Source organism: Nocardia sp. NPDC058519 (genome assembly GCF_042719755.1).
Taxonomy (GTDB): Bacteria; Actinomycetota; Actinomycetes; order Mycobacteriales; family Mycobacteriaceae; genus Nocardia.
Genome location: NZ_JBHXNK010000026.1, coordinates 69,974 through 89,809, shown reverse-complemented (window position 1 = coordinate 89,809; position 19,836 = coordinate 69,974). Strand labels below are relative to the sequence as shown.

20 protein-coding genes are annotated in these 19,836 nt (G+C 67.2%); 11 read left to right on the top strand and 9 right to left on the bottom strand.

The window, feature by feature from the left end; translation table 11 throughout:
• The first annotated feature begins 59 nt into the window (after positions 1-59).
• On the top strand, positions 60-1,400 hold the full coding sequence (gene lat, locus ACFWPK_RS25780; protein ID WP_378919912.1) for an L-lysine 6-transaminase: 1,341 nt from the start codon (positions 60-62) through the stop codon (positions 1,398-1,400).
• A 75-nt stretch (positions 1,401-1,475) separates the two neighbouring features.
• On the opposite strand, the gene ACFWPK_RS25775 is transcribed toward lat, so the two are convergent.
• The 4 genes from ACFWPK_RS25775 to ACFWPK_RS25760 form a co-directional block, all read right to left on the bottom strand.
• A complete protein-coding gene (locus tag ACFWPK_RS25775) occupies positions 1,476-1,829 on the bottom strand; it encodes a hypothetical protein (RefSeq protein WP_378919910.1) in 354 nt (117 codons plus the stop codon).
• Between the two features lie 68 nt (positions 1,830-1,897).
• A complete protein-coding gene (locus tag ACFWPK_RS25770) occupies positions 1,898-2,869 on the bottom strand; it encodes a patatin family protein (protein WP_378919908.1) in 972 nt (323 codons plus the stop codon).
• A gap of 129 nt (positions 2,870-2,998) precedes the next feature.
• Positions 2,999-4,798 carry an acetyl/propionyl/methylcrotonyl-CoA carboxylase subunit alpha gene (locus ACFWPK_RS25765; RefSeq protein ID WP_378919906.1) on the bottom strand — a complete coding sequence of 600 codons (1,800 nt, stop codon included), beginning with the start codon at positions 4,796-4,798 and terminating at the stop codon, positions 2,999-3,001.
• 188 nt (positions 4,799-4,986) lie between these two features.
• Entirely contained in the window at positions 4,987-5,928 is a 942-nt protein-coding gene (locus ACFWPK_RS25760; RefSeq protein ID WP_378919962.1) for a sulfurtransferase, read from the bottom strand.
• A gap of 148 nt (positions 5,929-6,076) precedes the next feature.
• On the opposite strand from ACFWPK_RS25760, the gene ACFWPK_RS25755 reads away from it, so the two are divergent.
• A complete protein-coding gene (locus ACFWPK_RS25755) occupies positions 6,077-6,841 on the top strand; it encodes a helix-turn-helix transcriptional regulator (RefSeq protein ID WP_378919904.1) in 765 nt (254 codons plus the stop codon).
• Here the strand turns inward: ACFWPK_RS25755 and ACFWPK_RS25750 are convergent.
• From ACFWPK_RS25750 to ACFWPK_RS25740, 3 genes are all read right to left on the bottom strand, one after another.
• Positions 6,767-7,402, bottom strand: coding sequence for a Maf family protein (locus ACFWPK_RS25750; protein ID WP_378919902.1), 636 nt, complete (start codon positions 7,400-7,402; stop codon positions 6,767-6,769). The genes ACFWPK_RS25755 and ACFWPK_RS25750 overlap by 75 nt on opposite strands.
• Before the next feature lie 42 nt (positions 7,403-7,444).
• Positions 7,445-7,774 (bottom strand): acyl-CoA carboxylase epsilon subunit, encoded by a 330-nt coding sequence (locus ACFWPK_RS25745; RefSeq protein ID WP_378919900.1) that lies wholly within the window; start codon positions 7,772-7,774, stop codon positions 7,445-7,447.
• Positions 7,775-7,903: 129 nt separating this feature from the next.
• Positions 7,904-9,544, bottom strand: a complete 1,641-nt coding sequence (locus tag ACFWPK_RS25740) for an acyl-CoA carboxylase subunit beta (RefSeq protein WP_378919898.1) — start codon at positions 9,542-9,544, stop codon at positions 7,904-7,906.
• Between the two features lie 191 nt (positions 9,545-9,735).
• Between ACFWPK_RS25740 and ACFWPK_RS25735 the strand changes: the two genes are divergently transcribed.
• Positions 9,736-10,524, top strand: coding sequence for a biotin--[acetyl-CoA-carboxylase] ligase (locus ACFWPK_RS25735; RefSeq protein ID WP_378919896.1), 789 nt, complete (start codon positions 9,736-9,738; stop codon positions 10,522-10,524).
• Between the two features lie 35 nt (positions 10,525-10,559).
• Here the strand turns inward: ACFWPK_RS25735 and ACFWPK_RS25730 are convergent, their stop codons facing one another.
• Positions 10,560-11,528 carry an acyl-ACP desaturase gene (locus tag ACFWPK_RS25730; RefSeq protein WP_378919894.1) on the bottom strand — a complete coding sequence of 323 codons (969 nt, stop codon included), beginning with the start codon at positions 11,526-11,528 and terminating at the stop codon, positions 10,560-10,562.
• 127 nt (positions 11,529-11,655) lie between these two features.
• Here ACFWPK_RS25730 and ACFWPK_RS25725 point away from each other — a divergent pair, with 127 nt between their 5' ends.
• From ACFWPK_RS25725 to ACFWPK_RS25715, 3 genes are all read left to right on the top strand, one after another.
• Entirely contained in the window at positions 11,656-12,189 is a 534-nt protein-coding gene (locus tag ACFWPK_RS25725; RefSeq protein WP_378919892.1) for a PH domain-containing protein, read from the top strand.
• 106 nt (positions 12,190-12,295) lie between these two features.
• Positions 12,296-12,994 carry a response regulator transcription factor gene (locus tag ACFWPK_RS25720; RefSeq protein WP_378919890.1) on the top strand — a complete coding sequence of 233 codons (699 nt, stop codon included), beginning with the start codon at positions 12,296-12,298 and terminating at the stop codon, positions 12,992-12,994.
• 6 nt (positions 12,995-13,000) lie between these two features.
• A complete protein-coding gene (locus ACFWPK_RS25715; RefSeq protein ID WP_378919888.1) occupies positions 13,001-14,308 on the top strand; it encodes a sensor histidine kinase in 1,308 nt (435 codons plus the stop codon).
• Positions 14,309-14,321: 13 nt separating this feature from the next.
• On the opposite strand, the gene ACFWPK_RS25710 is transcribed toward ACFWPK_RS25715, so the two are convergent.
• Entirely contained in the window at positions 14,322-14,870 is a 549-nt protein-coding gene (locus tag ACFWPK_RS25710; RefSeq protein WP_378919886.1) for a GtrA family protein, read from the bottom strand.
• A gap of 39 nt (positions 14,871-14,909) precedes the next feature.
• On the opposite strand from ACFWPK_RS25710, the gene ACFWPK_RS25705 reads away from it, so the two are divergent.
• From ACFWPK_RS25705 to ACFWPK_RS25685, 5 genes are all read left to right on the top strand, one after another.
• Positions 14,910-16,133, top strand: a complete 1,224-nt coding sequence (locus ACFWPK_RS25705) for a 5-(carboxyamino)imidazole ribonucleotide synthase (RefSeq protein ID WP_378919884.1) — start codon at positions 14,910-14,912, stop codon at positions 16,131-16,133.
• 65 nt (positions 16,134-16,198) lie between these two features.
• Complete coding sequence (gene purE / locus ACFWPK_RS25700) at positions 16,199-16,705, top strand: 5-(carboxyamino)imidazole ribonucleotide mutase (protein WP_378919882.1); 507 nt, start codon at positions 16,199-16,201, stop codon at positions 16,703-16,705.
• Positions 16,706-16,834: 129 nt separating this feature from the next.
• Positions 16,835-17,701 (top strand): hypothetical protein, encoded by an 867-nt coding sequence (locus ACFWPK_RS25695; RefSeq protein ID WP_378919880.1) that lies wholly within the window; start codon positions 16,835-16,837, stop codon positions 17,699-17,701.
• A 62-nt stretch (positions 17,702-17,763) separates the two neighbouring features.
• The gene (locus ACFWPK_RS25690) at positions 17,764-18,426 is read left to right on the top strand and encodes a TetR family transcriptional regulator (protein ID WP_378919878.1); all 663 of its coding nucleotides are present in this window, start codon (positions 17,764-17,766) and stop codon (positions 18,424-18,426) included.
• 172 nt (positions 18,427-18,598) lie between these two features.
• Positions 18,599-19,756: an acyl-CoA dehydrogenase gene (locus tag ACFWPK_RS25685; protein ID WP_378919876.1), complete on the top strand. Its 1,158-nt coding sequence runs from the start codon at positions 18,599-18,601 to the stop codon at positions 19,754-19,756.
• The last annotated feature ends 80 nt before the right edge of the window (positions 19,757-19,836 follow it).

The window sequence follows — 19,836 nt, the reverse complement described above, 5'->3', positions numbered from 1 at the left end:
CCGTAATTTGATTCGTGATTCCGTAGAACTTCCGTAAATATTTGCGTATCGTCGGTTTCATGACCATCGAACTGGAGCGCCCTGGCGCGGCGGTCATCCCCGCCGACCGGGTCCACGAAATCCTGTCCTCGCACATCCTCGCGGACGGTTTCGAGCTTGTGCTCGACCTACACGAGTCGCACGGCCGCACGCTTGTCGATGAACGCGACGGCACCAGCTACCTCGACATGTTCGGCTTCTTCGCCTCCAACGCGCTCGGGATGAACCATCCCGCGCTGGCCGGTGACGAGAGCTTCCTCGCCGAACTGACCACCGCCGCACTGAACAAGCCGAGCAACTCCGACATCTACACCGTCGAGATGGCCCGCTTCGTCGAAACCTTCGCTCGCGTTCTCGGCGATCCGCACCTGCCGCATCTGTTCTTCGTCGACGGTGGTGCGCTCGCGGTGGAGAACGCGCTGAAAGTCGCTTTCGACTGGAAGAGCAGGCACAACCAATTGCACGGCCGCGCAACGGAACTCGGCACCAAGGTGCTGCACCTCACCGGCGCCTTCCACGGCCGGAGCGGCTATACGATGTCGCTCACCAATACCGACCCGATCAAGACCGCGCGATTCCCGAAATTCGATTGGCCGCGAATCGACACACCGCACACCTTCGCCGGGCCCGACATCGCCGCCCTCGAGGCGCGGGCCATCGCCCAGGCCGAACAGGCCTTCGCCGACAACCCGCACGACATCGCCTGCTTCATCGCCGAGCCGATCCAGGGCGAAGGCGGTGACCGCCACCTGCGACCGGAATTCCTCGCGGCCATGCAGCGGTTGGTCCACGCCAACGACGCACTGTTCATCCTCGACGAGGTGCAGACCGGTGTCGGCATGACCGGAACCACCTGGGCCTTCCAGCAATTGGACGTGCGGCCAGATGTGGTGGCCTTCGGGAAGAAGACCCAGGTCTGCGGGATCATGGCAGGCGGACGGGTCGACGAGGTGGTCGACAATGTCTTCCGGGTGAGCTCCCGGCTCAATTCCACCTGGGGTGGCAACCTCACCGACATGGTCCGCACCCGGCGCATTCTCGAAGTGCTGGAACGGGATCGGCTGATCGAGGGCGCGGGACCGCTCGGTGCTTTCCTGCTCGACCGGCTCAGCAAGCTCGCCGCCGCCCACCCGAACCTGGCGGGCGAGGCGCGTGGGCGTGGGCTGATGTGCGCGATCAGCCTGGCCACCCCGGAGCTGCGCGATCGAGTGGTGACAGAGCTGCGGGAACGCGAGCACGTGCTGCTGCTCGGCACAGGGGAGCGCGGCATCCGGTTCCGCCCGCCGCTGACGGTCACCGAGGCAGAGCTGAGTCAGGCCGTCGACGCACTCGACGCGGTGCTCACGCGAGAACATGGGTAACTCGTCGGGCACCGGCTGATCCGACCGACACCTCACCGCCGCCCGCGTCGCTGAGTCTCCCGCGCCTCGATCCGGCTAAGAGTCGCGGGGAGGCGGAACAGTCAATCCGAGTGCGCCCGCGACGAAGCGGTGGACCGAGGCGAGGCCGGCGGCCAGTGCCTCGTCCTCGCCGGGGCGGGCCCACCCCGTGACGGTCGCGGTGTCGCCGGGGCCCGGTGTCACGCCGATCTCGGCGACCAGCTCGGCCGTCGTCGGAACGCAGACCGCCCAGGAGAAGTGGGATTCATCGGCCCACTGTGCCGACCGGGTGGCCACGTAGCCGGGATCGGTGATGCCGCCGTCGGCCAGCGCGGGTCGATCGTCGATGCGCTCGTCGGCGCGAAGGGCGCGCAGATACCAGGACCCTGCGTTGATCTCGATCGGTTCCACGCCCGCAGCCTAGTGCCGACCGGCGTGGCCGTCGCCGACGGTCCCCGGCGATCACGGGCTCGCCGGATTCAGGCCGTGCGGAGGGTGCCGCCGCCGAGAAGTGAGTGGACGGCGGTGCGGCCGATGTCGAGGGCGCGGGTGAGCAGGTCGGTGTCGCGGGCCGCGCTGTCGATGGCGGGGGAGCCGGCGGGTGGGTGAACCTGGAGGACCTGCTCGCCGAGGCCGTCGAGGTAGCTGTCCTCCATCGCCTGCTGTCCCGGCCGCTTACTCCACGCCCGGAACGCGCCGGGCGCGATGGCACGCATGTACCCGCCGCCGACCACCCGATGCAGCAGGGGAGCGGGCGGGCGCAGTTCGTCGGTCCGGCGGGTCCGCAGAACCAAGGCGTGGGTGGTGCCCGCGGCCACGGCGGTGCGGATCGGCACGGTTTCGGTGAGCCCACCGTCGAAGTAGTTGCCGCCCGCGAGGGCAACCGGCGGTCCCGCCAGCAGCGGTAGGCCCGCGGAGGCCCTCAGCGCCGTCATGAGGGACTGTTTGTCGGTGATGTAGGGCCCGAGATCCACCGACTGCCCGGTGCGGATATCGGTCGCGATCGGGTGGAAGGTGGTCGGATTGGCCAGGATGGCCGGAAAGTCCATCGGCTCGATGCCGTCGTACACGCGATGCACGAGATAGTGCAGATCGAAGACCGGGCGACCGCGGAAGATGCGCACCGGATCGACCACGCGGCGCATGATGGCCGGATCGGTCCACGATCGCATCCCCGTCGCCGCGCGCCCGCACAGCAGCCACGCGCCATTGATCGCCCCGGCCGACGTGCCGTAGACGGCGTCGAACACCTTCGACAGACCCAGTTCCTCGAGCGCCTGCACCATGCCGCTGGAGTACACACCGCGGCTGCCACCGCCCTCGATCACCAGCGCGAGGCGATGACCGTCGGCGCGATGACCGGCGTCCCGCCTGCCCTGGATCACCTCGGTCACCGTTGCCGAACCCGGCGTCGAGAGCGGGTCCAGATCGGTGTGCGCAGTACTGGTCACCCGACCCACGATACGACAGAACACGGACACCCATCCTGCGGAGACAGGTGATTTTCGTCCGCCGTTCACCCCGGCGAACGACAACGGGCGCCGGTCCGCGAAGACCAGCGCCCGTCGTCGAGTTCTTTACTACTTGATCTCCGCCAGGACGGTGCCCTGGGTGATCGCCGCACCCGCCGCGACGGCCAGCCCGGTGACGACACCGGCCTTGTGCGCGTTGACCGGGTTCTCCATCTTCATGGCCTCGAGCACCACGATCAGGTCGCCGACCTCGACGGTCTGGCCCTCTTCGACCGCGACCTTCACGACAGTGCCCTGCATCGGCGCGGTCACCGCGTCACCCGACGCGGCACCGGCACCGGCGCCACCACGCTTGCGCGCCTTCGGCTTCTTGCGAACCACACCGTTAGCGGCCGAACCGGCCGCACCGCCACCGAGGCTGAACTGACCGGGCAGCGACACCTCGACGCGACGCCCACCGACCTCGACGACAACCTTCTGCCGGGGCAGATCGTCGTCGTCATCGTCGGCCGCGCCACCGGCCGTGTACGGCTCGACGGTGTTCTTCCACTCGTTTTCGATCCACTTGGTGTAGACGTCGAACGTCTGGCCGTCACCGATGAACGCCGGGTCCTCGATGACCGCGCGGTGGAACGGGATCACCGTCGCCAGGCCGTCGACCTCGAACTCGGCGAGCGCGCGACGGGCACGCTGCAGCGCCTGCTCACGGTTCTCGCCGGTGACGATCAGCTTGGCCAGCATCGAGTCGAACTGACCGCCGATGACGCTGCCCTGGACCACACCGGAGTCGACGCGCACACCGGGGCCCGTGGGCTCGCGGTAGACGTTGACCGGGCCGGGAGCGGGCAGGAAGCCGCGACCGGCGTCCTCACCGTTGATCCGGAACTCGAACGAGTGCCCACGCGGAGTGGGATCTTCCTTGATGCTCAGCTCGTCGCCGTTGGCGATCGCGAACTGCTGGCGCACCAGGTCGATGCCCGCGGTCTCCTCGGTGACCGGGTGCTCCACCTGCAGGCGGGTGTTCACCTCGAGGAACGACACGGTCTCGCCCTGCACCAGGAACTCCACAGTGCCCGCGCCGTAGTAGCCCGCCTCGCGGCAGATGCGCTTGCTCGATTCGTGGATGGCGGCGCGAACCTTGTCGGACAGGAACGGCGCGGGCGCCTCCTCGACGAGCTTCTGGAACCGGCGCTGCAGCGAGCAGTCGCGGGTACCGGCGACGACCACGTTGCCGTGCTGGTCGGCGATGACCTGGGCTTCGACGTGGCGGGCCTTGTCGAGGTACTGCTCGACGAAGCACTCGCCGCGACCGAAGGCGGCGATGGCCTCACGGGTCGCCGACTCGAACAGCTCGGGGATCTCCTCGATGGTGTGGGCGACCTTCATGCCGCGGCCACCGCCACCGAAAGCGGCCTTGATGGCCACCGGGACGCCGAATTCCTTGGCGAACGCGACGACCTCGTCGGCGTTCTTGACCGGGTCCTTGGTACCGGCGGCCATCGGCGCCTTCGCCTTCTCGGCGATGTGGCGCGCGGTGACCTTGTCACCGAGGTCGCGGATGGACTGCGGCGACGGGCCGATCCAGATCAGCCCGGCGTCGATGACGGCCTGGGCGAAGTCGGCGTTCTCGGAGAGGAAACCGTAACCGGGGTGGATCGCGTCGGCGCCGGACTTGGCCGCGGCGTCGAGGATCTTGTCGAACACGAGGTACGACTCGGCAGAGGTCTGACCGCCGAGGGCGAACGCCTCATCGGCGAGTTTCACGAAGGGAGCATCGGCATCGGGCTCGGCGTACACCGCGACGCTGGTGATTCCCGCGTCCTTGGCAGCCCGGATCACGCGAACCGCGATCTCGCCGCGGTTAGCTACGAGTACCTTTGTGATCCGTGCGCTGGCATGGCTGGGCACTGAGCCTCCTGTGTGCAATCTTTGGTCGCGTCGGGGAACGGTTCGCCGGTTAGGCCCCGTACCCGGTATCGACAACTTTCGTCTCGGGCGAGTGTAGGCAGTGTGCCAACACTGCTCGAACTCGGCTAGCCCTACTGCCGAGTAGGTCGCAGGTCACATTACGCGGCGCGTACTGATGTGAACATGTTTCAAATGATCTGATTCGCGACACCGGGTTCGGTGCCCGTCGCGATCGGCACCCGCACCGAGTTTCCCCATTCGATCCACGATCCGTCGTAATTACGCACCGACCTGCGGCCGAGCAGGAAGGTCAGGACGAACCAGGTGTGGCTGGATCGCTCGCCCACCCCGCTGTAGACGACAAGGTCGTCGGCGGGCAGCGCGCCGTAGACCTCGTCGAGGTCGGCGCGCGAGCGGAAGCGGCCGTCGATCGTGGCGGCGTCGGTCCACGGGATGTTCACCGCGGTCGGCACGTGTCCGCCGCGCAGCGTCGAAGACGGCAGGCCGGAGGAGGCCGCCGAGCGTAACCACGCCGGCCCTCGGGTAGACGCCGAGGTGTCAGCCGCGTCGTCGAGCTCGCCCGAGTACTCCTGCGCCGAGCGCACGTCGACCAGGGGCTTGCCGAGCCTGCCGAGCACTTCCTCGCGGAACGCGCGCGCGGTCGAGTCGTCGCGCACGACCTCGGGATAGTCGCTGGGAGCGGGGTAGGGCTGGTCGAAGGTCGTGTCGCGCTCCTCGGAGATCCAGGCGTCGCGGCCGCCGTCGAGCAGGCGCACGTCCTCGTGGCCGAACAGCGAGAAGATCCAGGCGGTGTGCGCGGCCTGGGCATTGCCGCGATCGCCGTAGATCACGATGGTGTCGTCGCGCCCGATACCCTTGGCGCGCATCAGTTCGGTGAAACGCTTGCCGTCGACATAATCGCGGGTCACCGGGTCGCTCAGATCGCCGCGCCAATCGATTTTGACCGCGCCCGGGACATGGCCGATGTCGTAGAGCAGGATGTCATCGTTGGACTCGATGATCCGTAAACCACTCACACCGATGTTTGCGGACAGCCATTCTGTGGTTACCAATCGATGCGGGACTGCGTAGGAACCGAAGGCGGGGTGCGGATCCGGGGCGACGGGCACGGTGTGGTCCTTCACGCGAGTTGGGTGGGTGCGAGCAGTATGTGGTCGCAGCCGATGGTAAGTGTGTGGTGGCACATCACGAATCGACACAATGGGCGAATAAAGCGCACGGATGTCCGATAAAGTCTCTGGAGAGGAGGGGTGAGCTATGTCCGATTCTTGGCCGCGACGGCGACTGCTCGCGATCCTACGTGGCGCCACCGAGCCCCTCGATGCCCAGGAACTGGCCCGCATCACCGGACAGCACGTCACCACCGTCCGATTCCACCTCGATGTCCTCACCCGTGAATCGCTGGTTCGCCAGTTCCAGCAACCGCCACGCGGTCGCGGACGCCCGCGCATCGGCTATCGCGCGGTGCAGCGCTCGGTGGGATATCAGGAGCTCGCGCAGGTACTGGCCGACCATCTCGGTCCCGATCCGGTCGCCCGATCCGCCGCCGCCGTGGCCGCGGGCCGCGCGTGGGGTGCGCGGATGGATATCGGCACGCAGCCGGTGGAAACCCTCGCCGACGCCAGGGACATCACCATGTCGCTGATGTCGGAGCTCGGGTTCGCGCCCGAGAAGGAGCCCGCCGGTGAGACGACGGAGCACGTACAGATCAATCTGACCGCCTGCCCGCTGCGTGAACTGGCCCGCTCACACGCCGAGGTGGTGTGTGGTGTGCACATGGGTCTCATGCGGGAGGTGCTCGAGCGCAACGGCGCTCGTGGCCGGGTGGACGTGCAGCTGCATCCGTTCATCGAGCCCGAACTGTGTACGGCCCGGCTCGACCTGACGATGACCGCGCCCGATCGCACCCCGGCCAAGGAGCCCGGGGATCAGCACGTGATCGCGCCGTCAGTCCCGCGGATCCCGCCACAGCTGCGTGACACCGACACCGACGTCTTCGAGCAGCCGGCGCAACAGCGGTAGTCCGATCCCGATGACGCTGGACGGGTCGCCCTCGATCCGGTCGACGAACCAGCCGCCGAGGCCGTCCAGCGTGAACGCGCCCGCGACCTTCAGCGGTTCACCCGTTGCGATATAGGTATCGAGCTCGTCCGGCGTCGGCTTCGCGAAATGCACCGTGGTACTGCTGCATTCGGCCGACTCGGCGACGATCTCACCGTCGCGCAGCCGCAGCACGCAGTGCCCGGTGATCAGGTCCGCGCTGCGGCCCGCCATCGTGGCCCAGCGCTCGCGCGCCACCTCGGGGGTGTGTGGTTTGCCCTGTAGCTGCCCGTCGACGAGCAGCATCGAATCGCAGCCGACGACAACACAGTCGGCGTCGAGTTCGGGAATCGAGGCGGCGACGTCGACCGCCTTGGCGCGCGCCAGGGCGACGACGACATCGTGTGCGGAGGTGCCGGCGGGCAGTGCCGCCGACACCGCGTCCTCGTCCACGCCCGAGACCCGCACCACGGGGTCGATGCCCGCCGTGCGCAGGATCCCGAGCCGGGCGGGGGACGCCGATGCCAGAACCAGTCTGGTCACCGGAGCACCAGCTCGGTCACCGGAGCACCCAGCTCGATCACCTCAGCGCAGGTGCGACAGCATCGGGTACACGTACGGTGAGAACGGGTTCGTGCCCCGATGCGTCAACGTCGGTGTACCCCATGCGTCGGCCGGTCCGTTCGATCCACCGGCGGGCGCGTTGGCGGACGCCGCGCTCAGAACGGCGACCAGAGCCGCGATGTCCTGATCGGTGGGCGAACCCTTGAGAATGCGGAACATCGGCTCGCCGGTGGCCGGCACGGGGGCCTCGACCACCGCGCCCGCCGACAGTTCGGCCTCTTCGACGAGTGGTTCGACGACGAGCTCGAGCTCGGCGACTGTCAACACGTCTTCTTCTGCCACAGTTGTCACAGTGCCAGATCCTTCCTGCACTTACTTCGCTTCACAGCGCGGTTGACGCGATCATTCCCGGTGTGGCCGCGCTGATCAATAGTTGTCTTCCACAACAAGTGTGCGCGGCCTATCCGGGATATCGCGTTTTCAGAGCGGAATGTTGCCGTGTTTCTTCGGCGGCATGGTCACCATTTTGCGCTCGAGGAGCCGCAGCGCCGACACGATCTGGCCACGGGTGTGTGAGGGCGGGATGACCGCGTCGACGTATCCGCGCTCGGCGGCGACGTACGGGTTCACGAGAGTGTCCTCGTACTCGTTCTGCAGCTCGAGGCGCAGCGCATCGACGTCGTCGCCGTTCTTGGCGGCCTCGGCCAGCTGCTTGCGGTAGACGAAGCCGACGGCGCCGGAGGCACCCATCACGGCGATCTGCGCGGTCGGCCACGCCAGGTTCACATCGGCACCCATGTGCTTGGAACCCATGACGTCGTAGGCGCCGCCGTAGGCCTTGCGAGTGATGATCGTGATCTTGCCCACAGTGGCCTCACCGTAGGCATAGAGCAGCTTCGCGCCACGGCGGATGATGCCGTTGTATTCCTGGCCGGTGCCGGGCAGGAAGCCGGGCACGTCGACCAGGGTGATGATCGGGATGTTGAAGGCGTCGCAGGTGCGCACGAAGCGCGCGGCCTTCTCCGAGGCGTCGATGTCGAGGCAGCCTGCGAACTGGGTGGGCTGGTTGGCGACGATGCCGACGCTGCGGCCGTCCACGCGACCGAAGCCGCAGATGATGTTCATCGCGCGCTCGGCCTGGACCTCGAGGAACTCGTCGTCGTCGAGCAGGCGACGGATGACCTCGTGCATGTCGTAGGGCTGGTTCGGCGAGTCGGGGATGATCGTGTCGAGTTCGATGTCCTCGTCGGTCAAGGACTCTTCGATCGCACCGTTGATCGGGTCGGTGGGCGCGTGGCGCGGGGCCTCGGCGCGGTTGTTGCTCGGCAGGTAGCCCAGCAGGTCCTTGACGTAGTCGAGGGCGTCCTGCTCGCCGGAGGCGACGTAGTGGGCGACACCGGACTTAACCATGTGGGTGTGCGCGCCACCGAGGTCCTCCATGGAGACCTCTTCACCGGTGACGGTCTTGATCACGTCGGGACCGGTGACGAACATCTGGGAGGTCTGATCGACCATCACCACGAAGTCGGTGAGCGCGGGGGAGTACACGTGACCACCGGCGGCGGCACCCATGATCAGCGAGATCTGCGGGATCACGCCGGAGGCCTGCACATTGCGGTGGAAGATCTCGCCGTAGAGCCCGAGGGAGACGACACCCTCCTGGATCCGCGCGCCCGCGCCTTCGTTGATGCCGACCAGCGGGCGGCCGGTCTTGATGGCCAGGTCCATCACCTTGACGATCTTCTCGCCGTAGACCTCGCCGAGGGAGCCACCGAACACGGTGACGTCCTGGGAGAAGATGCACACGTCGCGGCCGTCGATCGTGCCGTAACCGGTGACGACACCGTCACCGAGCGGGCGGTTGTGCTCGAGGCCGAAATTCACGCTGCGGTGCTTGGCCAGGGCGTCGAGTTCGACGAAGGAGCCTTCGTCGACCAGGGCGAGGATGCGCTCGCGCGCGGTCATCTTGCCCTTGGCGTGCACCTTGTCGACCGCGGTCTCACCCATCGGGTGTTGCGCTTCTTCCAGCCGATTCCGCAGATCAGCCAGCTTCCCGGCGGTGGTGTGGATATCGGGGGTGCCCGCCGATTCCGATGCGGGCTGCTGCTGGACACTCGTCATGGGTTGCGAGTGTAACGAGTGACACCGTCGCGCACCACGGCAGTCCGGCTTACCGGCCAGTAGAGAAACCCCAGCTAGGCGTACCTCCGCATTCGCTCCGGCCATGCGCGGTCTGAGGATGGGCTGCGCCCACAGCGCCTCTTCGGTGCCATGGTGATCGTTCACTGTTGACTCCCGGTAGCGTGCCCCGAATGAACAGGGCACCGATCGACGCGCCACGTCTGAGCAGCTCACCCGCACTGTCGTTCTACGAGCGGATCGATGTGGTCGAGTCGACCGGATCGACCAACGCCGATCTCGTCGCCCGCGCCGCCGACCCGTCCGCCGACCGCCAGGCCCTGCTGGCCGAGGAACAGGTGAGCGGTCGCGGCAGGCATGCCCGCGCGTGGGTGAGTCCGCCCCGGGCCCAGATCTCGCTGTCGATCCTGGTGCGCCTGCCCGGCATCGACCCCGCCGCGCTCGGCTGGCTGCCGTTGCTCACCGGCATCGCGGTGGTCGACGCGCTGCGCGGCACGGCCGGGGTCGCGCCGGAATTGAAGTGGCCCAACGATGTCCTGCTCGACGGCCGCAAGCTCGCGGGCATTCTCGCCGAGGTCGCCGCGACCGGGATCGCGCCTGCCGTGGTGGTCGGCATCGGCATGAATGTCGACCTCGACGAGTCGGAACTGCCTGTCGCACACGCGACTTCGCTGACGTTGGCCGGTGCTGGGAATGTCGACCGCACCGCGCTGGCCGAGGCGATCCTGACCGAGTTCGCGCGCCGCTTCACCGCGTGGGAGCGGTCGGGCTGGAGCACCGCCGATCTGGTGGCCGAATACCGCGAGCGGTGCGCCACCATCGGTATCGACGTGCGCGCCGAACTGCCCGGCGGGACGGTGCTCACCGGGGTGGCGACCGGCGTCGACGACACCGGCCGCCTGCTCATCGGCGAACGGGCTGTCTCCGCGGGCGACGTGTCCCACCTGCGCGGACAGTACTGACGACGGGCCCGAGCCGGGCCCGTCGCCAGGACGGATCAACGTGCGGCCGCACCCGTCGTCGCGCGCTCGGCCACCACGCGCTCGCGCGCGAGCAACCGGTCGCGCTGCTCCTCGAACCGCAGCACGTCCTTCTCCAGTTTGTCGATGAACAGCGCGAGTTCATCGCGCGCCGCCTCGCCGCGCGCACCGAAGTCGTTGCGGTCGAAGACGTTCCACTGCTTGAGCACCGGCCGCACCACCTCGTCGAGATGCTGGCGCAGGTCGTAGATGCCGTGCTTGGCCATCAGCACGCCGTTGCGCCGCCAGTTGGGCATGCCGGCGCCCGGCATCTGGAAGTTGGTGAGCACCTTGGTGATCGCGGGCATCGCCTGGTCGGGGGCGAGGTCGAGAGCCGCCGCGCAAAGGTTGCGGTAGAAGATCATGTGCAGGTTCTCGTCGGTGGCGACGCGGGCCAGCATCTTGTCGGCGACCGGGTCCTCGCACACGCGACCGGTATTGCGGTGGCTCACCCGGGTGGCCAGCTCCTGGAACGTCACATACGCGACATTGACCAGGAATCCACCCCAGTTCGCCGGCGCGTGCGCGCCCTGGGTCATGTGGATCATCCGCGCTTGTTCCAGCGCCACCGGGTCGACACCACGGGTGACGACGAGGTAGTCGCGGATCACGATGCCGTGGCGGTTCTCCTCGGCGGTCCAGCGGCCCACCCAGGTGCCCCACGCACCGTCGAGCGAGAAGTTCTCGGCGATCTCGCGGTGATAGGACGGCAGGTTGTCCTCGGTGAGCAGATTCGTGATCATCGCCGCCTTGGCGACATCGGTGAGTCGCGATTGCGATGGCTCCCAATCGCTTCCGCCCATCGCGGCGAAATTGCGGCCTTCCTCCCACGGAACGTAATCGTGCGGATTCCAGTCCTTGGCGATGGAAAGGTGCCGGTTGAGGTTCTGTTCGGCCACTGGTTCGAGGGCCGTGAGGATTTCGAGCTGAGTCAGATCTTTGGTCACGCGTGCCTCCACTGTCGGTGTCGAGCAAGCAGATATGGGCAAAACCTGGCATCGAGCGTGGAATCCACAGTATCGCCTCGGTCGTGGCATCGAGAAATGCGGTGTGCCAGCGCGGTACTGTTCGGTCATGGGTTACCCGGAGGATGTCCTCGCGCCCGACGAGCAGTTGATCCTGCACCGCCACCCGCACTGGAAAATGTTGGTGTGGCCCATCGTCACTCTTATCGCCGCGACCGCGATCGCCGGTTTCCTCGGCGGCCTGGCCTGGCGCAATACCACCGGGCACGTGCGCACGGTGCTGCTGATCCTGATCGGTCTGGTCTGGCTCGGGCTGATCGCCTGGCGGGTCGTGGCGCGCGTGATCGCCTGGAAGTCGACGCATTTCATCGTCACCGGGCGGCGGGTGCTCGTACGCCAGGGCGTGCTCACCCACACCGGCATCGATATCCCGCTCAGCCGCATCTCCAGCGTGCAGTTCCGCCACGGTCTGCTGGACCGGGTGCTCGGCACCGGCACCCTGATCATCGGTTCCTCCTCGGAGGAGCCGCTCGAATACGACGACGTGCCCCAGGTGCAGCAGGTTCATTCGCTGCTCTACCACCAGGTGTTCGAGGCGGGCCGCTCCGCCAACGAGCAGCATTGGGGTGGTGGCTACCGGTGAGCTGCCCCTCCTCGCTGATCGAGAACACATTTCAGGCGCCGACGCGCAGCGTTCCTCAGCTGCGCATGGCCGCAGCGCAGGCGTAGGTTTCGCCTAACCTGTGCACATGACCGCAGTACTGCTGGCCGAAGACGACGAGGCGATCGCCGCACCTCTATCGCGTGCACTGGGGCGTGAGGGCTACACCGTCACCGTCGAACGCTTCGGCCCGGCGGTGTTGCGCCGCGCCCTCGAGGGCAACCACGACCTGCTGATCCTCGACCTGGGCCTGCCCGGCATGGACGGGCTGGAGGTGTGTCGGCAGGTGCGCGCGAGCGGTGCCGATCTGGCGGTGCTGATGCTCACCGCCCGCACCGACGAGGTCGACTTCGTCGTCGGCCTCGACGCGGGCGCCGACGACTACGTCGGCAAACCGTTCCGGCTGGCCGAACTCCTCGCCCGCGTGCGAGCTCTGTTGCGGCGCAGTGGAATCGGTGACGACGCGGTGGAGGTCGGCGCGATCCGGCTCGAACCCGCGGCCCGGCGCGTGCTGGTGAACGGTTCCGAGGTGAACCTGGCCAACAAGGAGTACGAGCTGCTCAAGGTCCTCATCGACCGGGCCGGTCAGGTGGTGGCGCGCGAGACCATCCTGCGCGAGGTCTGGGGCGACGCCGACCTACGCGGTTCCAAGACCCTCGATATGCACATGTCCTGGTTGCGTCGCAAGATCGGTGACGAGGGGCCGATGGCGGAGCGCCGGATCGTCACCGTGCGCGGTGTCGGGTTCCGGCTCAATACCGACGGACCCACCTCGCACCGAGGCTGACGGGCAGTGCGCCGCCGCATCCTGCGTTCGATCCTGACCGTGCTGACCATCACCACGGTGGTGCTCGGCGTGCCGTTGATCTACACCGCCTGGCTGTGGGTCGAGGACATCACCCGCAACGATCTGCAGAGTCGCCTCGAGCGGATCTCGACGGAGGTGATCGCCCAGGAACGCGTCGACGGGACCGTCCCGGACGGCCTCGACGTGCGCGCCATGAGCGCGCTGGTCCCCGAGGGCGGCAAGCTCACGATCGTCTATCCGGCCCCGCACGACAATGCCGCGCGCACCGACATCGGTGTCGGGGAAGTCACGGATCCGCTGGTCGAATCGCTGTCGATGGGTACGTCAGGTTCGCTGCGGCTCGAGGTGCCCGCCGGGCCGATGCACTCGAGGCAGGAGCAGGCGGTGGCCGCGGTGGCGCTGGCCGTGCTCGCCTCGCTCGGTGCGGCGTTCTCGGTCGCCGTGGTGACCGCGCGCCGGGTCGCCGATCCGCTGCGCGATGTCGCCGCGCGGGCCGCCCGGCTGGCGATGGGCGACTTCCGGCCCGATCCCCGCCGCCACGGCATCGCGGAACTGGACCGGGTCTCCGATGTGCTCGATTCGGCGACCGTCGAGATCGCGGGCCGCCTGCAACGCGAGCACGCGCTGGTGGCCGACGTTTCCCACCAGCTACGCAGCCGCCTGACGGCCGTTCGTTTGCGTCTGGACGAGTTGTCCACCCATGCCGACCCCGAGGTGGTGCACGAGGCAGAGGAGGCGATGGCGCAGGTCGACCGGCTCACCGAGGCCATCGACGACCTGGTCCGCGCCTCCCGCGACGAAGACGCCACCGACCGCGATCCGGTCCCGGTGATGGCGGAGCTGCGCGGGGTCGTCACGGAGTGGACCCACCCGTTCCACGAGACCGGGCGCGAACTGCTCCTGCTCGGCGATGAATCCCTGCAGGCCCCGATCACCGGTTCGCGGCTGCGTGAGGCTGTCGCGGTGCTGGTCGACAATGCCCTGATGCACGGCGCGGGCACCTGCACGATCTCGGTGCGCACGGTCCCGACCATGAGTTCACGCGACCCGCTGATCTGTGTGGAAGTCTCCGACGAAGGTGAGGGTGTGCGTGATGAACTCGCGCCGCACATCTTCGATCGTGGTTTCTCCGCGGGCGGATCGACCGGTGTGGGTCTGGCGCTGGCCCGCGCGCTGGTGGAGGCCGACGGTGGGCGGCTCGAGCTGCAGCGTCGCCGCCCCGCCCTGTTCGCGGTGTTCCTCGGCTCCAAGCTCAACCGCCCGCAGAACGCGACCCTCACCGAGCCGCGCTGACCCAGCTGGTTGCTCAGCTGTGGCCGAGGTGCTCTTGTTCCTCTTCGATCAGGTCCTCGAGCTCGGCGACGATCTCGTCCATCTCGTCGGGGAACACCCAGCGCCGCATCGCCCAGAACCGGAACGCCATCTGCAGCAGATTGCCGATCACGAAAGCGCTGACGAAATCGGCGATGTTCTCTACGAGGAAGCTCACATGTGGTTGCCGCAGATCGAGCACATAGATCGAGATCCACAGCGGGATATTGCTCAGGATCACCCCGATCCCGCTCACCCCGAAGAACAACAGTGCCTCGTGATGCTTCTCGCGCCCGCCCCGGTTCTTGAACGACCATTCCCGGTTGAGGATGTAGGACGCGATTACCGCCACCACGCCCGAGATGATCTTGGCGGTGATCGGCTTGTCCGAGAGAACCGTCCATTTCAGGAGGTAGAACAGGCCGCTGTCGATCACGAACGTCGTCGCTCCGACGATGGCGAACTTGATCAGCTCTTTGTGCCTGATCGCGGTTTCGCGCAGGCGTGGGGGAAGGACGCTGACCACGTCGTCGACGATTGACACGAGTTCCGAGTGTACCGGTCGCGAACATTCGCATTCGACATGACAACATTGCACGACGTGAGTGCACGTTCATTCGATCCGTCAGCCATGCCCACCGTCACGATGGTCGGTGGGGGCCAGCTCGCGCGCATGACGCACCAGGCCGCGGTCGCCCTCGGCCAGCGTCTACGGGTGCTCGCCGAGCGGCCCGACGACCCGGCCGCCCAGGTCACCCCCGACGTCGTGTTCGGCAGTCACGGCGACCTGAACGCGCTGCGCAAAGCCGCCCACGGCTCGCACGCGCTGACCTTCGACCACGAACACGTGCCCACCGAGCACCTCGAGGTGCTGGTGGCCGAGGGCGTGAACGTGGCGCCGCCGCCGCAGGCCCTGATCTTCGCCCAGGACAAGCTGGCCATGCGGACGAAGCTGTCCGGGCTCGGTCTGCCGGTTCCTGCTTTCGTCGAGGTCACAGCGCCCGCGGACGCGGTGGCGTTCGGTGACGAGCACGGCTGGCCGTTCGTGCTGAAGGCCGTGCGCGGCGGTTACGACGGCCGTGGCGTCTGGATGCCCGCCGATGCCGCCGAGGCCACCGAGCTGGTCACCGACCAGCTCGCGCACGGTGTGCAGCTGCTGGCCGAGTCGAAGGTCGACTTGAAGCGTGAGCTGTCGGCGATGGTCGCGCGTTCGCCGTTCGGGCAGGCCGCGACCTGGCCGGTCGTGGAGACGGTCCAGCGCAACGGCCAGTGCGCCGTGGTGATCGCCCCCGCCCAGGATCTGGACGAGGACCTGGCCGCGCGCGCCGAGACGATGGCGCTCGAGCTGGCCGCGGGTCTCGGTGTGGTGGGTGTCATGGCGGTGGAGCTGTTCGAAACCCACGACGGCGAGCTCTTGGTGAACGAGCTCGCGATGCGCCCGCACAACTCCGGTCACTGGGGCATGGACGGTGCCCGCACCGGCCAGTTCGAGCAGCACCTGCGCGCGGTCCTCGACTACCCGCTCGGCGATACCAGCCCCCTCGCGCCGGTGACCGTGATGTCGAACATCCTCGGTGCCGCCAAGACGCCCGAGATGTCGATGGACGAGCGCCTGCACCACCTGTTCGCCCGCCTGCCCGAGGCGAAGGTCCACCTCTACGGCAAGGGCGAACGCCCCGACCGCAAGATCGGTCACATCAACATCCTCGGCGACGACGTCACCGAGGTGCGCGAAAAGGCCGAGCGGGCCGCGCACTGGATGTCGCACGCCGTCTGGACCGATGGCTGGGACCCGCACGGAGCCTGACCCGCCGCACCCGAGTAGCCCGCGAATTCCCGTGGGCGCCAACCACTTCCCGAAGGGAATCCCACGTGAGCACCCCCGGTCCCCAGGTCGGCCTGATCATGGGCAGCGACTCCGACTGGCCAACTATGGAAGCCGCCGCGGAAGCACTCGCCGAATTCGGCATCCGCTTCGAGGTCGGCGTCGTCTCCGCCCACCGCACCCCCCAGCGCATGCTCGACTACGCCCGTGACGCGGCAGGCCGTGGCCTGAAGGTGATCATCGCGGGCGCGGGCGGCGCCGCCCACCTACCCGGCATGGTCGCCTCGGCCACCCCCCTCCCCGTCATCGGCGTCCCGGTCCCCCTCAAATACCTCGACGGCATGGACTCGCTGCTGTCCATCGTCCAAATGCCCGCAGGCGTCCCGGTCGCCACCGTCTCCATCGGCGGCGCCCGCAACGCAGGCCTGCTAGCAGTCCGCATCCTCGGCGCCTCCGACGAGTCCTTGCGCACCCGCATGGAACAGTTCCAGGCAGGCTTGGAACAAATGGTCCTCGCCAAAGACGAAGCCCTGCGCAACAAACTCCTCGGTTGAGTCGCCCACCCCCCGCCGGTAGGGCTACGGCTTCCGGCGCCTCGGCGTGTATGACGTGCCCGAATCGCCGAATTCGGGGAAATCGCTGCCGATTTCGCACTGATGTTCGATCGGGCGTACGTTCCGTGCATGGTGACCTCATCGCATGAAGCGATGCATCGGATTTTTCAGCATGATGCGGCGGCGATCGCTCATGCCTTCGCCGTATTGAAGCTGCCCTTCTCCAAACCGACTGCGGTAGAGCAGGTTTCGGTAGACCTCACGGAGACGGCTCCGGTCGAGCGGCGCGCTGACACGATCTTGGATATCACGACTGTCGACGACAGATTTCTGATGGTGGTCGAGGCGCAGTCCTCGGCCGACAATTCACGACCTGACGCCTGGTCGTATTACGTGACCTTCCTACGCAACAAGTACAAGCTGCCGGTCATCCTCGTCGTCATCTGCCATGACCACGCCACCGCGCGGTGGGCGACGACTCCGATGAAACTGGGGCACGCTTTCTGGACCACGATCACGCTGCATCCGTTGGTACTCGGCCCACACAATGTGCCGGCGATCATCGACCCGGCCGCAGTTGTTCAGGATCTGCCCTTGGCGGCTTTGTCGGCCGTCACCCACGCTCGCGAGCCGGAGATCGGTGCGATACTGGGAGCGATCGTCGCGGGCATTCGTCGGCTGGGCGGAAACGAGACGACCGAGTTCTACGTCGAGTTGATCGAGCAGGGCATCTCCCATACTGACGCAGCCGAGACCTGGAGGAAGCACATGGCTACCGATCTCTCGTTCTTCCGTTCCGAATCCGCGCAGAAGCTCAGGGCGCAGGGACGTGCGGAAGGCCGAGCCGAGGATGTGCTGATGGTTCTGCGGCACAGGGGCGTTGTCGTCACTGAGGACGCGGCGGATCGGATCCGTGCGTGCCACGACGAAGTGCAGTTGGCCACGTGGCTCCGTCGATCTCTGGACGTGTCATCGGTGGATGAACTATTGGCATAGCCCCGCGCCGGCGGCGATGTCGCGTGAAGGCGTCCGTATCGCGGTGACTACGGTTGACCCCCGTGGCACACGATGACGCGGCGCAGTTTCGGCTCACGGTGGTTGATCAGGCGTTGCGGTTGTTCGCCGAGCGGGGGTACGAGGCGACGACGGTGGATGAGATCGCGGTGGCGGCGGGGATTTCGCGGCGGACGTTCTTTCGGCAGTTCCGGTCCAAAGAGGATGTGATCTTCGCTGATCACGAGTTCCAGCTGGCCTCGGCGGAGGAGTTTCTGGCGGGGGTCGGTGCGGGGGATCCGTGGGACGCGGTGTGTGAGGCTGTGATCGGGGTGTTCGAGCGGTTCACGCAGTGGCGTGACATCGCGGCGCGGCGGTATCAGGTGGTGCGGCGGGTGCCCGCGTTGCGTGAGCGCGAGATCGTCACGGTGTTCCGGTACGAGCGGCTGTTCACCGAGTTCCTGCGCGGCCGGTTGCCGGAGGTGCCCGACCTTGTCCGGGTGCAGTACACGGCCGCCGTCACCGCCACGCACAACTACTTGCTGCGCCGGATGGTGCGCGGCGAATCGGGGGCAACGGTGGGGGATCTGCGCACCGAACTGGCCATGATTCCGCGCGGCAGACGCGCGCAGACCGAGCCCGACGAACTGGTGCTCGCCGTGTTTCCCCGCGACATGCCGCCACGCAAGGTGGCCGATCTACTCACCGCACGCCTCGGTAACCTGTGAGCGCCGCGCACGCCAGCGCATGAGGCGATGACACTGAGTGCCACCCATATATCCGCATGTAGCGATAGAGTGCCGCGCGTATAATCCTCGGTAGATTGGCACTGCGTGCCGACCCACCACGCGCTGTGAGACCGCAGCGGCGATCACGACCACGACCAGGAGTGTGCCCCCGATGGCTGGTAACCCCGATTTCGCACTGTTCAAGCTCGAGGACTTCCACGACGAGCTGCGCGGCGCCATCCGCGGCCTCGCGGAGAAGGAGATCGCTCCTTACGCCAAGGACGTCGACGCCAACGCACGCTTCCCGGAGGAGGCGCTCACCGCGCTCAACGCCGCGGGCTTCAACGCCGTGCACGTGCCGGAGGCCTACGGCGGCCAGGGTGCCGACTCGGTGGCCACTTGTATCGTGATCGAGGAAGTCGCCCGCGTGTGCGGCTCCTCCTCGCTGATCCCCGCCGTGAACAAGCTCGGCACCATGGGCATGATCCTCAACGGCTCCGAAGAGCTCAAGACCAAGGTCCTCGCCGACATCGTCAACGGCGAGATGGCCTCCTACGCGCTGTCCGAGCGTGAGGCCGGTTCCGACGCCGCCGCCATGCGCACCCGCGCCAAGGCCGACGGTGACGACTGGGTCCTCAACGGCTCCAAGTGCTGGATCACCAACGGCGGCAAGTCTTCCTGGTACACCGTGATGGCCGTGACCGACGCCGACAAGGGCGCCAATGGTATTTCCTCGTTCCTGGTGCACAAGGACGACGAGGGTTTCGTGGTCGGCCCGCTCGAGCACAAGCTGGGCATCAAGGGTTCGCCCACCGCCGAGCTGTACTTCGAGAACTGCCGCATCCCCGGCGACCGCATCGTCGGCGAGCCCGGCACCGGTTTCAAGACCGCGCTGCAGACTCTCGACCATACCCGCCCGACCATCGGCGCGCAGGCCGTCGGCCTTGCCCAGGGCGCGCTCGACGCCGCGATCGCCTACACCAAGGATCGCAAGCAGTTCGGCAAGACCATCGCCAGCTTCCAGAACACCGAGTTCATGCTGGCCGACATGGCCATGAAGATCGAGGCCGCGCGCCTGATGGTCTACACCTCGGCCGCCCGCGCCGAGCGTGGCGAGAAGAACCTCGGCTTCATCTCGGCCGCCGCCAAGTGCTTCGCCTCGGACGTGGCCATGGAGGTCACCACCAACGCCGTCCAGCTCTTCGGCGGCGCCGGCTACACCACCGACTTCCCGGTCGAGCGCATGATGCGTGACGCCAAGATCACCCAGATCTACGAAGGCACCAACCAGATCCAGCGTCTGGTGATGGCTCGCCAGATCCTGCGCTGATCACCGGCACACCAGTGCTTCCGCGGCCCCTCGACGAGATTCTCGTCGGGGGGCCGCGTCGTTTGTGAGGCAGGTGGCGA